Origin of the sequence: Methanococcus aeolicus Nankai-3 (genome assembly GCF_000017185.1) — an archaeon.
Classification (GTDB): domain Archaea; phylum AGJL01; class Methanococci; order Methanococcales; family Methanococcaceae; genus Methanofervidicoccus; species Methanofervidicoccus aeolicus.
Window position 1 is genome coordinate 389,121 of sequence record NC_009635.1, and the last position, 14,362, is coordinate 403,482.

General features: G+C 29.2%; 14 protein-coding genes. 13 read left to right on the top strand and 1 reads right to left on the bottom strand.

Annotation, left to right across the window (positions count from 1 at the left end; all coding sequences use genetic code 11):
* Positions 1 to 5: 5 nt before the first annotated feature.
* Positions 6 to 821 (bottom strand): 16S rRNA (adenine(1518)-N(6)/adenine(1519)-N(6))-dimethyltransferase RsmA, encoded by an 816-nt coding sequence (gene rsmA / locus MAEO_RS01870; RefSeq protein WP_011973095.1) that lies wholly within the window; start codon positions 819 to 821, stop codon positions 6 to 8.
* 149 nt (positions 822 to 970) lie between these two features.
* Here rsmA and galU point away from each other — a divergent pair, with 149 nt between their 5' ends.
* From galU to MAEO_RS01935, 13 genes are all read left to right on the top strand, one after another.
* Positions 971 to 1,819: a UTP--glucose-1-phosphate uridylyltransferase GalU gene (gene galU / locus MAEO_RS01875; protein ID WP_048062440.1), complete on the top strand. Its 849-nt coding sequence runs from the start codon at positions 971 to 973 to the stop codon at positions 1,817 to 1,819.
* Between the two features lie 78 nt (positions 1,820 to 1,897).
* A complete protein-coding gene (locus MAEO_RS01880) occupies positions 1,898 to 2,806 on the top strand; it encodes an SDR family oxidoreductase (RefSeq protein ID WP_011973097.1) in 909 nt (302 codons plus the stop codon).
* A 64-nt stretch (positions 2,807 to 2,870) separates the two neighbouring features.
* Positions 2,871 to 3,749 (top strand): glucose-1-phosphate thymidylyltransferase RfbA, encoded by an 879-nt coding sequence (rfbA, locus tag MAEO_RS01885; protein ID WP_011973098.1) that lies wholly within the window; start codon positions 2,871 to 2,873, stop codon positions 3,747 to 3,749.
* A 46-nt stretch (positions 3,750 to 3,795) separates the two neighbouring features.
* Positions 3,796 to 4,734, top strand: coding sequence for a dTDP-glucose 4,6-dehydratase (gene rfbB, locus MAEO_RS01890; RefSeq protein ID WP_011973099.1), 939 nt, complete (start codon positions 3,796 to 3,798; stop codon positions 4,732 to 4,734).
* Between the two features lie 37 nt (positions 4,735 to 4,771).
* Positions 4,772 to 5,689, top strand: coding sequence for an SDR family oxidoreductase (locus MAEO_RS01895; protein ID WP_011973100.1), 918 nt, complete (start codon positions 4,772 to 4,774; stop codon positions 5,687 to 5,689).
* 60 nt (positions 5,690 to 5,749) lie between these two features.
* Positions 5,750 to 7,042, top strand: coding sequence for an ATP-binding protein (locus MAEO_RS01900; RefSeq protein WP_011973101.1), 1,293 nt, complete (start codon positions 5,750 to 5,752; stop codon positions 7,040 to 7,042).
* A 243-nt stretch (positions 7,043 to 7,285) separates the two neighbouring features.
* Positions 7,286 to 7,843, top strand: coding sequence for a dTDP-4-dehydrorhamnose 3,5-epimerase (gene rfbC, locus MAEO_RS01905; protein ID WP_011973102.1), 558 nt, complete (start codon positions 7,286 to 7,288; stop codon positions 7,841 to 7,843).
* Entirely contained in the window at positions 7,843 to 9,003 is a 1,161-nt protein-coding gene (locus MAEO_RS01910) for an ATP-binding protein (RefSeq protein ID WP_048062350.1), read from the top strand. Before rfbC ends, MAEO_RS01910 begins: the two co-directional genes overlap by 1 nt.
* A 267-nt stretch (positions 9,004 to 9,270) precedes the next feature.
* Positions 9,271 to 10,044: a glucose-1-phosphate cytidylyltransferase gene (rfbF, locus tag MAEO_RS01915; protein WP_011973103.1), complete on the top strand. Its 774-nt coding sequence runs from the start codon at positions 9,271 to 9,273 to the stop codon at positions 10,042 to 10,044.
* A 2-nt stretch (positions 10,045 to 10,046) separates the two neighbouring features.
* Positions 10,047 to 10,943, top strand: coding sequence for an NAD-dependent epimerase/dehydratase family protein (locus MAEO_RS01920; RefSeq protein ID WP_011973104.1), 897 nt, complete (start codon positions 10,047 to 10,049; stop codon positions 10,941 to 10,943).
* Positions 10,936 to 12,039 (top strand): CDP-glucose 4,6-dehydratase, encoded by a 1,104-nt coding sequence (rfbG, locus tag MAEO_RS01925; RefSeq protein WP_011973105.1) that lies wholly within the window; start codon positions 10,936 to 10,938, stop codon positions 12,037 to 12,039. The genes MAEO_RS01920 and rfbG overlap by 8 nt, the downstream gene beginning before the upstream one ends.
* Entirely contained in the window at positions 12,032 to 13,330 is a 1,299-nt protein-coding gene (gene rfbH, locus MAEO_RS01930) for a lipopolysaccharide biosynthesis protein RfbH (RefSeq protein ID WP_011973106.1), read from the top strand. Before rfbG ends, rfbH begins: the two co-directional genes overlap by 8 nt.
* 5 nt (positions 13,331 to 13,335) lie before the next feature.
* Positions 13,336 to 14,361: a GDP-mannose 4,6-dehydratase gene (locus MAEO_RS01935; protein WP_011973107.1), complete on the top strand. Its 1,026-nt coding sequence runs from the start codon at positions 13,336 to 13,338 to the stop codon at positions 14,359 to 14,361.
* Position 14,362: the final 1 nt, after the last annotated feature.

A 14,362-nucleotide genomic window follows, 5' to 3' on the forward strand; every position in this document is an offset into this window, starting at 1 on the left:
TTGTATTATTTTGATTTATTTATTATTTTATATAAATTATTACATAAAACACCTATTTCTTTTAAGGATAGCGTATATACCTTTTTACCCAATAAATCATTAAATTCCATTATTTCATTTGAATTTAATAATTCTTTTAATTTATCCCTATCCATGTTAATTTCATGTGCCGAATGAATAAGTGCCTTTTTTGTATTTTTATTTCTATGCTGAAACAATGCCCTATTAAATCCATCAAAAAATTCCCAATTGTCTATATTATGTATTGGTTCATTTTTTTTAGTTATTTTTACAATTGCAGAATCTACCTTTGGTTTTGGAGAAAATGCAGAAGGCGAAACTTTACATACATAATCCACGACAGCCCTATATTGCACGGAAACACTTAATCTACTATATTCTTTTGTTCCCGAGGGAGCTCCCATTCTTTTAGCAAATTCATATTGATACATCAAAACAGCAACTTCAAAATCACAATCTAACAATTTAAATGTAATTGGGGAAGATATTTGATATGGTAAATTTGCCACAACTTTATTAAAGCCCAATTCCTTTAAATTAACTTTTAAAGCGTCATTCCAAATTATTTCAACATTGGGATATTCTTTAATTATATCTTCCCAAAATATTTCTAATTTTTTATCTAATTCGATAACTATTACTTTTTTACATTGTTTAGCCAATTCTTTTGTTAATATTCCTTTTCCCAATCCAATTTCTAAAACTATATCATTTTTATTTATATTGGCTGCATTAATTGCCTTTTTCACTATATTTTTATCTTTTAAAAAACATTGTCCTAATTTTTTATTTTGCTGCATAATTCCACTAAATACCTTGATAAGTTAATTATTTGTGTTTATAAATAATAATATATAATATTACTTTTATAATAATATATGTAATTAATATTTGATTAAATAAATAATATATGGATCATTGTTATTCTTTTGGTGATAGGATGGAAAAAATGATAAAAAAAGCAGTTATACCGGCGGCGGGATTTGGAACAAGATTATTGCCCCTAACAAAGGCAAAACCAAAAGAGATGTTATCAGTAGTGGATAAACCCATAATTCAATATGTAATTGAAGATTTGGCTGATGCAAGCGTTGATAATATATTAATAGTTACAGGAAAGGGAAAAAGTGCAATAGAAAATCATTTTGATAGAAATTATGGGCTTGAAAATAAATTAAAAGAAGGCGGGAAAACAGAATTATTAAATATTATTGGTAAAATAGATAATTTGGCAAATATATTTTATACCAGACAAAAACAACAAAAAGGACTGGGGGATGCCATATACTGCGGAAAAGAATTTGTCGGAAAAGAATATTTTTTAGCACTTGTTGGAGATACAATATATACTGGCAATGTAGTTCAAAAAATGCTTGAAGTGTATGAAAAATACAGATGTTCCGTAATTGTTCTTGAAAGAGTGCCAAAAGAATTAGTTTATAAATATGGGGTAATTTCTGGAAAAGAAATTGAGGAGGGAATATTTGAATTAGATGATTTAGTTGAAAAACCATCTGTTGAGGGAGCTCCCTCAAATTTAATAATCACGGGGGCATATTTATTATCGCCAAAAATATTTGACCATTTGGAAACCATTGAAATTGGTGCTGGAGGGGAGCTCCAATTAACCGATGCAATGAAATCATTATTAAAAGAGGAAAAAATAATGGGTGTTGAGGTGGATTGCACCCGATATGATATAGGAGATATTGAGGGATGGTTAAAGGCAAATGTTGAAATTGCCATGGAAAAAATTCCCAATTTTAAGGATTATTTAAAAGAAGTTGTTAATAAATAATATTCATTTGGGCAGTGTTATGGGAGCTCCCGTGATGCCATAACAAATAATATAATTATTTTTAAAAAAGGTGAAATATTGAAAGTTCTCATAACTGGTGGAGCAGGATTTATTGGAAGTCATATAGTAGATAAATTTTTAGAAAATAACCACGAGGTTGTAGTTTTAGACAATTTAACCACGGGCAATTTAGATAATATTAAACGAAATAATGATAATATTGAATTTATAAATAAAAGCATACGAGATAATGATTTAAATTTTGAAGATATTGATGTGGTAATACATCATGCTGCACAAATAAATGTTAGAACCTCTGTTGAAAATCCTGTTTTAGATGGAGATATAAATATTTTAGGATTAATAAATATTTTAGAGAAGATAAAAAAATATGGGGTTAAAAAAATAATATTTGCATCTTCGGGAGGGGCTGTTTATGGGGAACCAGAATATATGCCCGTTGATGAAAATCATGTCGGAGCTCCAATGAGTCCTTATGGAGTAAGTAAATTTTGTGGGGAAGAATATATAAAATTATACAATAGATTGTATGGCATTGATTATACTATTTTGCGATATTCAAATGTATTTGGGGAACGGCAAGACCCATTGGGTGAAGCCGGAGTAATCTCTATATTTATCGATAAAATGGTTAAAAACGAAAAAGCCACAATATTTGGAGATGGTGGCCAGACAAGAGATTTTGTTTATGTTGGTGATGTGGCAGAGGCAAATTTAAAGGCCTTGGATTGGAAAAATGAAATTGTAAATATTGGAACAGGAATAGAAACCTCTGTAAATGAATTATATTCAGTAATTGCAAATGAATTAAATTATAATGATAAACCAATATATGATAAACCAAGAGAAGGAGAGGTTTATAGAATTTCATTGGAGATAAATAAGGCTAAAAAATTAGGTTGGAAACCTATTGTTGATTTAAAAGAAGGCATAAAAAGAACTGTTGAATGGACGAAAAATAAATAATATAAAAAAATATCGATAATATAAAATTCCCAAAAAAGAGGAATAAATTTCTACGAGGTGCAAAATGAAAGGTATAGTTTTAGCAGGAGGTTCTGGGACTAGGTTATATCCCATTACATATGCAGGAAATAAACATTTAATGCCACTATATAATAAACCAATGATATATTATTCACTGTCAATTTTAATGCTATCTAAAATTAAAGATATTTTAATAATTACAACGCCCAATGACATATCACAATATAAAAAATTATTGGGCAATGGGGCGCACTACGGAATAAATATACAATATAAAGAACAGTCTGAACCAAAAGGACTTGCAGATGCGTTTATTATCGGAGAGGACTTTATTGGGGAGGATACCGTATGTTTGATACTTGGAGATAATATGCTATATGGTAGTGGATTAACTGGATTTTTAATTGATGCGAAAGAAGAAATTTCAAAAAATGGGGGTAGTATTGTATTTGGGCAATATGTAAAAGACCCAGAACGATATGGAGTAATTAAATTTGATGAGCAAGGGGAAATTGAAGAAATTATAGAAAAACCAAAAAATGCTCCATCAAATTATGCTGTTATAGGTCTTTATTATTATGACAACAAAGTTATTGATATTGCTAAAACCATAAAACCATCTAATAGAGGAGAATTGGAAATAACTGATGTAAATAATGAATATTTAAAAAATAAAAAATTAAGCGTAAAATTATTGCCAAGAGGAACGGCATGGTTTGATGCTGGAACTCATGACAGTTTTTTAGAGGCAAGTAATTTTATATCTGCTGTTGAAAAAAGAATGGGATTAATGGTTGGATGTTTAGAGGAAATAGCATATCATAATGGATGGATAACAGACAAAGAACTTTTGAACTTAGCCGAACCGTTGATGAAAACAGAATATGGGAAATATTTAGAAAAACTTGTTAATGAGAAATAATATTTGTATAATTTATATTTTATTTTATAATTTATTTGGTGAAATAATGAAAATAGTAATTACTGGGGGAGCAGGATTTATTGGCTGCAATTTTGTTAGAATGATGGTAAATAAATATCCCGATTATGAAATTAAAGTTTTAGATAATTTATCCTATGCTGGAAGCTTGGATAATTTAAAAGATATTTCGGATAAAATAGAATTTATTAAAGGAGATATCACCAACAAAGAGGCCGTAGAAAACTCATTAAAAGATGCCGATGCAGTTATACATTTTGCAGCTGAATCTCATGTTGATAATTCTATTGAAAATCCAGAAAATTTTGTTAAAACCAATGTATTTGGAACATATAATCTATTAGAATGTGCTAGAAAAAATGATATTGATAAATTTTTACATATTTCCACAGATGAAACTTATGGAAGTATTGAAAGAGGTTCCTTTAAAGAAACCGATAGATTAGATCCTGCATCACCATATTCTGCTTCAAAAGCAGGTAGTGATTTATTAGTTAGTGCATATCATACAACCTATGGATTAAATACATTAATTACTCGTTCAAGCAATAATTTTGGACCATATCAATATCCTGAAAAACTTATACCAGTTTTAATAAAAAATGCGATATACAATAATCCCCTTCCAATATATGGAGATGGATTAAATGTTAGGGATTGGATTTTTGTAGAGGATAATTGTAGTGGTGTTGATGTGGTGTTCCACAAGGGGGAAATTGGAGAGGTATATAATATAGGAGGGGGCAACGAAAAAACAAATCTTGAAATCACCAAATTAATATTAAAAGAATTAAATAAGCCAGAAGAATTAATAACATTTGTGAAAGATAGATTGGGGCATGATAGAAGATATTCGATAGATACAAATAAAACAAAAGCTCTTGGATGGGAACCTAAATGGGAATTTGAAGATGCATTAAAATATACTGTAAAATGGTATTTGGAAAATAAATGGTTTTGGGAATAATTAATTTTTACCCAAAATTATTTAATTTGGTGGAATTATGGAAAAAATAGCAATTATTGGTTTGGGAATGATTGGATATGAAATCACTAAAAAATATAATGAATTGGGATATGATACACATATTATAAATCGTAGTGATAAAGGTTTTTTTAAAAATAATGATAATATAACTAATCATTTTGTAGATATTACCGACGAAAATAAAATAAAAAAAACCATTGAAAATATAAATCCTGATTTTGTTGTAAATACGGCGGCATTTACCAATGTGGATTTATGCGAAACTGAGAAGGAGCAGGCATATAAAACCAACGCTCTTTCTGTTGGATATGTGGGAGCTCCCTGTAAAAAATTAAATATTCCATTGTGCCATATATCCACTGACTATGTTTTTGATGGGGAAGATGGTAATTATGTGGAAAATGATGAAATAAATCCAATAAACTATTATGGATATACAAAAGCTGAGGGGGAAAAGATTTTAAATGAATTAAATCATGATTTAACCTCGATTGTTAGAATTTCAGTTCCTTACTGCATAAGTCCTGTTAAAGTCAATTTTTTTATGTGGGTATTGGACATGCTTAAAAAAGGAGAGGATATGAATATTTTGATTGACCAGTGGAATACCCCAACATTCATAAATGAATTGGTTGATGGTATTGTGATAATTCATAAAAAAGATGCTTCTGGGTTGTTTCATTTTGGAGGTGGCGAAAAAGTAAGCAGATATGAATTTGCCTTAAAGGTTGCCGAAATATTTGAAATGGATAAAACCCCAATAAATCCTGTTGAAAGCTCTGAAATGAATTGGAAAGCAAATAGACCAAAAGATACGACTTTAAATAATGGTAAAATCGAACGAAAATTAAAAATAAAATTGAAAACTGTTGATGAATGTTTAAAGGAAATTAAAGGGAGCTCCTATAAATTTATATCGGAGCTCCACCACTAAATCACAACTATTATATAACATGTCCAACATATTTGACATAATAACGATAGGGTGTCAAATATGATAGACAAAAAAATAATATTTGAAGAAGTAATATTAGATAATTTGGAAAAAGCTAAAAATACCAAAATAATCAATAGGGATATAAATATACCATTACTATCAAATAAAATAAAAGCAATTTATGGAGTAAGAAGAAGTGGAAAGACATACTTCTTATTTCAGATGATAAACAGCAATTATAACAACGATTTTATATACATAAATTTTGAAGATGAAAGATTAATAAATATTACAGTAGATGAATTAAATGATTTCTTAAAAATAGCACTATCTATAAAAGATACAAAGAATTTATTTTTTGATGAGATTCAAAATATTAACAACTGGGAGAAATTTATAAGAAGATTGAATGATGAGGGATACAATGTTTTTATTACGGGCTCTTCTTCTAAATTATTATCAAAAGAGATTGCAACATCTTTAAGAGGTAGAAGTTTAAGTAGGGAGATACTTCCATTAAATTTCAAAGAATTTTTAAAATTCAACAATGTCTATTATAAACCATACCTATCTACTGCGGAAAAATCAGAACTACTATCTTATCAAAATAATTTTTTTGAATTTGGAGGTTTTCCAGAATTAACTTTTTTAGATGACGATGGCTTAAAAAAGGAAATTCTTAAAGAATATTTAGATGGGATATTTTATAGAGATATTGTCGAAAGATATAATATAAGAAATATAAAAGAAGTAAGGGTTTTAAGAAATATTTTAATAAATCTCTATTCAAATGAAATATCTGTTAAAAAAATTACAAATTTTTTAAAAGAATACAACACCAAAATTAGTAGGGAAAGCATTTACACATATTTATCTTATTTTGAAGATGCATATTTAATATTTTCATTGGAAAATTTTTCCTACAAAACAAGAACAACTTCAAATTCAAAATTATATATAATTGATGGAATATGGAATTTTTCATTAAATGTTGGCGGTAAAAATAAAGGTAAAATTTTAGAAAATATGGTTTTCTTGGAGTTAAGAAAAAATGGATTTATTGAAAATGAAAATATATTTTATTGCAAAGGTAGAAACTATGAAGTTGATTTTTTAATATTAAATGGTGATGAAAGGGAGCTCCTTCAAGTTTGTTATGAATTAAATGAAATAAATAATGATAGAGAGTTTGGAGCATTTAAAAAGGCAATTAATGATTTAGGGTTGGAAAATGTCAAATTAAAAGTCATTACACATAATGATGAAGGTTTTAAAAATATAACTGTGGGCGATAAAGAATATACTGTTGAAATACTTCCTTTTTGGAAGTGGAGTTTATTTATATTATAATATAGAATATAGTATATTAATAATGATTTAAGAATAATTAATAAAAATATAGTTAATCTTCAATAACTGTCCATATCCGTCCCAAATCATTAAATAAAATCTCTTCGAGATTTTGTACAAAATCGAAGATTTTGTAAATAAATTTCTTCGTTTTTTAGTACTGGATAAATATTTACATATAATAGGCGATTTAGGGAAATATTTCGAAGATTTACTATAAATAAAAGAAAGGTGTGTGATACTATGCCATTTGAATTTATGAAAACCAAAATTTCAGAAGTGATATTAATAAAACCAAAAATTTTTGGAGACGAAAGAGGATTTTTTTTAGAAACATATGAAAAAGAAGATTTTGAAAATGCAGGCATTAAAGGAGAATTTGTTCAGGACAATCATTCTAAATCTTGTCATGGTGTGTTAAGAGGATTACATTTTCAAAAAGAACCTTATGCACAAGCTAAAATAGTTAGGTGTATTAAAGGAGTTATTTTTGATGTTGCTGTGGATTTAAGGGGGAGCTCTCCAACATTTGGGCAGTGGGTAGGGGTTGTGCTGTCAGAGTATAATAAACATCAATTGTATATTCCAAGGGGATTTGCCCATGGTTTTTGCGTTTTAAGTGATGAGGCAGAGGTAGTATATAAGGTGGATAATAAATATGCTCCTGAATGTGAATGCGGAGTAATTTGGAATGATGAAGATATTGGTATTGACTGGCTTATTGATGAACCAATACTGTCCGATAAGGATAAACAATGGCATACTTTAAAGGAGTTGGATGAGAAGGGTGAGCTCTTTTAATTAGAGAAAGTGAAATTAAAGAAATACTATCAATTTTAGAGGGAGAACCTAACTTAATATATTTCATCTACGGTTCTATAAATAGTGGAAAATCTACTTTAATTAGAGAAATTATAACAAATAAGTTGGATAAATCAAAATATATACCATTTTTTATAGATTTTAGAACAAGGAATGTATTAAATGTGGATAACTTTATTGAATGTTTATTTGAAGTGGATGAAAAATCAAAAGTGGATGATTTTAGAGAGTATGCCAAATCATTGGCTGATTTATTGGTTAATGGGTCTGAGGAGTTAAGCAAGTATTATTTGGGAGCTCCCATAAGAATTCCAAAATCACTTTTTGATAAGATTTTTGCTAAAAAAGATAAATCTGGCGATGTTTATCAATATATGGAGTATTTATTTGCTAAATTAAATGAAAAAGGGAAAATACCAATATTGATATTCGATGTCTTGGAAAACTTCGTTTTCCAAAATCTTTGTCGCTCCGCTCCAAAGAATCTCCAAATGATTAAAGAATTAACATTAAATGGAAATAGATTACTATTGTGGAGTTTATTCCAATTCTTAGTGGCATTAACTAAGGTTCAACACTTATGTCATGTATTTTGTTTAAGTTCTGATAGTTTATTTATTGAGTATGTTTATAATACTGGTGAGCTCGAAGGAAGGGCAAAATATATATTAATAGAAGATTTTGATAAAGAAACATCTTTAAAATTTATGGACTTTTTGGCAAAAGAATTATTAAAATCAGAATTATCAAAAGAACAGAAAGAGTTAATTTATTCCTATGTTGGTGGAAAACCCATTGATATAATCTATACAATTAATGAAATGAAATATAGGAAATTAGAAGATATTTTAAATGAAATGTTAAATGATAGTATTCAAAAATTAGACATGCTTCTAAATAAATTAGATTATATAACACCAAAAATATCCATTGAAAATGAAATTATTGAAATTAAGAAAGAAGATGTTGTTAATGCACTAAAATTATTTAAAACTAAATATGAGATTGATAAAAAGGCTATTAGCACGCCTGTATATATTTACTTAATCAAAGAAAATATTTTATTCCTTAATCCACAAAAAGGGATATTAAAACCGCAGTCATATTTGGTATGGAATGCTATTAAAGAGATAGTTTAATTTTTGTTTATAGGAGCTCCGATGATTTTCATTTAGTTTATATAATAGGTGAGCTCTAACATTATGAAATTTTTAATTTTTTATTATGGGAGCTCCTATAAGTGTCTATATATTTTTAAAGATACATTTCCTTTCATTTTGAAAATTGAATAAATTTAAATATGATAACTGTCGTATATACATAATTAGATATAATACTCCGTATGATTAACAATATGATGGAATTTTTTATAACATTTACTTTAAATTAGGCGTAATGGTGAAATCATGAAAGTAGTAATTTTAGCAGGAGGATTTGGAACAAGATTGTCAGAAGAAACTCACAAGATACCAAAACCAATGGTGGAAATTGGGGGAAAACCAATTTTATGGCATATTATGAAAATATATTCTACTTATGGATATAATGACTTTGTGATATGTCTCGGATATAAAGGATATGTAATAAAGGAATATTTTGCCAATTATTTTTTACACAACAGTGATGTAACAATAGACATTAAGAATAACACTATGGAAATACACAACAACTATTCTGAACCATGGAAGGTTACTCTCGTAGATACAGGACTTAATACAATGACGGGAGGTAGAATTAAGAGAGTTGCCAAATACTTGGATGATGAAACATTCATGCTAACTTATGGTGATGGAGTGGGAAATATTAACATAAAAGAACTTGTTGAATTTCACAGAAACCATGGTAAATTGGCAACAGTTACTGCAACACAGCCCGAAGGAAGGTTTGGGGCATTAAGATTAGAGGATAATAAAGTTACAAGTTTTGCTGAAAAAATGGATAATAAAGACAGCTGGATAAATGGCGGTTTTTTTGTATTGGAACCAGAAGTAATTAACTACATAAAAGATGACACTACAATATGGGAAAGGGAACCGCTGGAAAAATTATCAAAAGATGGGGAGTTAATGGCGTATTTCCATAATGGTTTCTGGAAACCTATGGATAAATTAAAAGATAAGATGGAATTGGAAGAAATGTGGAATTCAGGTAATGCACCATGGAAAATATGGGGTGAGTAATATTGTCTAAAACAATATTATTAACAGGGGCCACTGGGTTCTTGGGAAGTCATTTATTGGAAATGTTGGTAAAAGAAGGGAATAATGTTATCATTTTAAAGCGTAGTTTTTCCAATATATCAAGAATTAGACATCTCTTAGGGGATGTTAAGTATTACGATATTGATAAAGTTGAATTAAAAACACCTTTTGCAGAAAATGAAATAGATATGGTAATACATACTGCCACATCCTATGGTAGAAAAAACGAAAAAATTAGTGAAATTGTAGAAACTAATCTAATGCTTCCATTAAAACTATTAGAATTATGCACATTTTTTAATACTGACACATTTTTTAATACTGACACAATTTTACCTAAAAACTTAAATTACTATGTGTTATCAAAAAAGCAATTTTTAGAATATGGGAAAAGAATAAGTGATGAATGTAAATTAAGATTTATAAATATGAAGTTAGAACACATGTATGGTCCAAAAGACGATAATACAAAATTTATCCCATATATAATTGAAAAGATGTTAAAAAATGAGAAAGAAATCAACCTAACAAAAGGGGAACAGAAAAGGGATTTTATATATGTTGAGGATGTAGCTAACGCATATGCAACTATTCTGTCCAAAATAAATAGTTTTGATAAAAAGTTTTATGATATTGAAGTAGGGACTGGTAACCCAGTTAAAATAAAAGATTTAGTTATGCTGATAAAAAATTTATGTAATTCAAATATAAAATTGAATTTTGGAGCAATTCCATATAGAAAAAATGAAATTATGAACTCTGACGCAAATCCTGAATTTTTAAGGAATTTGGGATGGTTTCCTAAGTTTTCATTGGATGAAGGTTTAAGAAAAACAATATCTTACTATCAAAAACATCTGGTGAAGAATGATGAATAATAATGCAAATGATTCTTTGTGCAAATTTTTCAAAGGAAAAAAAATTCTCATTACAGGACATACAGGGTTTAAAGGTAGTTGGCTAACACAGGTTTTATTGAATTCTGGGGCAGATGTTATAGGGTACTCCTTGAAACCAAACACCGACCCAAATTTATTCAATATTTTAAATTTGGAAAAGAAAATAAAAAATTATTTTGAAGATGTTAGGGACTATAGCAAAATTAAAGAAATCATTGAAAAAGAAAAACCGGAAATTGTTTTTCATCTTGCTGCCCAACCATTAGTTAGAGATAGTTATGATGATCCACTATTTACCTATGAAACAAATGTGATTGGAACTGCAAATATCCTTCAAGCTATAAAAGAGACTAAATGTGTTAAATCAGCGGTAATAATAACCACAGACAAAGTTTATGAAAACAAGGAATGGATTTGGGCATATAGGGAGAATGATGAACTTGGAGGGTATGATCCATACAGTACATCAAAGGCATGTGCTGAATTGGTGGTTAGGTCATATATAAGAGCATTTTTTAATACAAAAGATTATGGAGATAGACACAACACATTAATAGCATCTGTAAGGGCAGGGAATGTAATAGGGGGAGGAGATTGGTCAAAAGATAGATTGATTCCAGATATTATTAGAGCAATATTTGAGAAAGACGAACAAATAATCATAAGAAGTCCTGAAAGTATAAGACCTTGGCAGCATGTGTTAGAACCTTTACTGGGTTATTTATTATTGGCACAGCATCTCTACAATGGAAAAAAAGAATTCGTCGGTGCGTGGAATTTTGCACCAAATGAAGAAAACTTTATAAATGTTGAGAAATTGGTGAAAAAGGGAATCGAGATACTTGGAACAGGAAAATATACTGTAAAACGGGATGATAGCAAGCATGAAATGAAAATTTTAAAGTTAGATGCCACAAAGGCTAAAACTTATTTAAAATGGAAACCTGTATTGAATATTGATGAAACATTGAATTGGACTTTTGAATGGTATAGGAAATATTACGATAATGAAGACATATCATCATTTACAAATAATCAAATAAATTCGTTTTTTGATAGGTGGAAAAATGTCTGATGAAATTAAAAATAAAATTTTAGAATTGGTAAAGGAATATTACGTTAAATCCTATGAAAAATTACCTGATAATAAAGTCCCAGTCTCCGGGAAAGTTTATGATGAAAAAGAGTTGCAAAATTTAGTTGAAGCTTCATTAGAAGGTTGGTGGACAGAAGGTAAGTGGAACTCATTATTTGAAGAAAAATTAAAAAATTTCTTAAATATAGATTATGCTCTAACAGTAAATTCAGGCTCATCTGCAAATCTTATTGCACTTAAAACATTAACATCTATAAAATTAGGGGATAAGCAAATTAAACCTGGCGATGAAATAATTACAGTAGCAGCCGGATTCCCAACAACTGTTAATCCAATTATCGAAATTGGTGCAACTCCTGTTTTTGTAGATGTTGAGTTAGGGACTTATGATGCAAAAGTAGAGGAAATAAAAGAGGCAGTATCTTCAAAAACAAAGGCCATATTTATGGCACATACTTTAGGGAATCCATTTAATATTAAGGCAATTAAAGAAATTTGTGAAGACCATAATTTATGGCTTATTGAAGATAACTGCGATGCTCTCGGTTCAAAATATGATGGAAAATATACTGGAACATTTGGGGATTTAGCAACATTGAGTTTTTACCCTGCACACCATATCACAACAGCAGAAGGGGGGGCAGTTTTGACAAACGACCCACAACTGTATCAAATATCCCGTTCAATAAGAGATTGGGGAAGGGATTGTTGGTGTCCAACAGGAAAGGATAATACTTGTGGAAGAAGATTTAATTGGCAGTTAGGAAAATTACCTTATGGTTATGACCATAAATATATTTATTCCGAAATAGGATATAATTTAAAAATGACTGATTTGCAGGCATCAATTGGTGTGGCACAGATGGATAAATTAGAATCATTCACTAAAAAAAGAAAAGAAAATTTTGAATATTTATATAACAAATTAAAAGAATTTGAAGATTATTTCATTCTTCCTAAGGCAACTGAAAATTCAGAACCATCATGGTTTGGATTTTTACTAACTATAAAAGAAGGTAGTAATATAAATAGAACCAAATTTATGCAGTATCTGAATGATAATGGTATTGGAACAAGATTGTTATTTGGTGGAAATTTAACAAAACAGCCGTATTTTATCGATTATCGTGTTAAATATAGACAAATTGGAGATTTAAAAAATACTGATATTGTAATGAACAACACATTTTGGATTGGTGTTTATCCTGCACTGGAAAAGGGACATTTGGATTATGTTTATGATGTGTTTAAGAAATATTTAGAAAGGTGAAAAAAATGAAAATTCTTATAACGGGAGGATTAGGATTTTTGGGGAGCAATCTTTCACATGAAAGTATAAACCGCGGATATGAGACAATAATAATGGATAATTTTTTTAGAGAAGGGACTACATTAAATTATAACTGGTTAAAGGAGCAGGGGGATTTTACCCTTGAAAATAAGGACATACGACAGTGGTATGATATAGAAGAAATGATAAAAAAATATAAACCAGATGTTGTGTTCCATACAGCAGGTCAAGTTGCAATGACCACATCATTGAATAATCCAAGGTTAGATTTTGAAGTTAATGCATTGGGGACTTTTAACTTACTTGAAGCAATTAGAAAATACAGTCCAGAAACTATGGTATTATTTTCTTCGACAAATAAGGTTTATGGGGATTTAGAATATATCAAATATGTGGAAAAAGAAACAAGATATATTGCCCCAGATTATCCAAATGGATTTGATGAGAATTTATGTTTAGATTTCCATTCGCCTTATGGATGCTCAAAAGGAACAGCAGACCAGTATTTATTAGATTATAATAGAATGTTTGGCATAAAAACAGTTGTTTTTAGGCATTCTTCAATGTATGGAGGAAGGCAATTTGCCACCTATGATCAAGGATGGATTGGATGGTTCGTTAAAGAAGCATTAAGGATTAAGAGCGGAGAAATTGAAGGTGTCGAAATACATGGGAATGGAAAACAGGTGAGGGATGTTTTACATGCTGATGACATGGTAAATCTGTATTTCAAAACTGTTGAAAATATTGATAAATGTGCAGGTGAAGCGTTTAATATTGGTGGGGGGATGAACAATAGTTTATCTTTGTTGGAATTATTTGGATTTCTGGAAGATGAACTAAGTATTAATATAAATATAAACAAAAAGCCTTGGAGATGCAGTGACCAAAAGGTATTTGTTGCAGATGTTGGAAAAATAAATAAATATGCTGGATGGAAACCAAAGATATCTAAGGAAGAAGGATTAAGAAAAATGATTAAATGGTGTGAGGAAATTTTGGGTGAGTAAT

Bases quoted from the DNA above. Each gene is read 5' to 3' on its own strand.
- rfbG (WP_011973105.1), top strand. From the start codon at position 10,936: ATGAATAATAATGCAAATGATTCTTTGTGCAAATTTTTCAAAGGAAAA.
- rfbC (WP_011973102.1), top strand. From the start codon at position 7,286: ATGCCATTTGAATTTATGAAAACCAAAATTTCAGAAGTGATATTAATA.
- MAEO_RS01895 (WP_011973100.1), top strand. From the start codon at position 4,772: ATGGAAAAAATAGCAATTATTGGTTTGGGAATGATTGGATATGAAATC.
- rfbB (WP_011973099.1), top strand. From the start codon at position 3,796: ATGAAAATAGTAATTACTGGGGGAGCAGGATTTATTGGCTGCAATTTT.
- galU (WP_048062440.1), top strand. From the start codon at position 971: ATGATAAAAAAAGCAGTTATACCGGCGGCGGGATTTGGAACAAGATTA.
- rsmA (WP_011973095.1), bottom strand. From the start codon at position 821: ATGCAGCAAAATAAAAAATTAGGACAATGTTTTTTAAAAGATAAAAAT.
- rfbH (WP_011973106.1), top strand. From the start codon at position 12,032: ATGTCTGATGAAATTAAAAATAAAATTTTAGAATTGGTAAAGGAATAT.
- MAEO_RS01900 (WP_011973101.1), top strand. From the start codon at position 5,750: ATGATAGACAAAAAAATAATATTTGAAGAAGTAATATTAGATAATTTG.
- MAEO_RS01935 (WP_011973107.1), top strand. From the start codon at position 13,336: ATGAAAATTCTTATAACGGGAGGATTAGGATTTTTGGGGAGCAATCTT.
- rfbF (WP_011973103.1), top strand. From the start codon at position 9,271: ATGAAAGTAGTAATTTTAGCAGGAGGATTTGGAACAAGATTGTCAGAA.
- rfbA (WP_011973098.1), top strand. From the start codon at position 2,871: ATGAAAGGTATAGTTTTAGCAGGAGGTTCTGGGACTAGGTTATATCCC.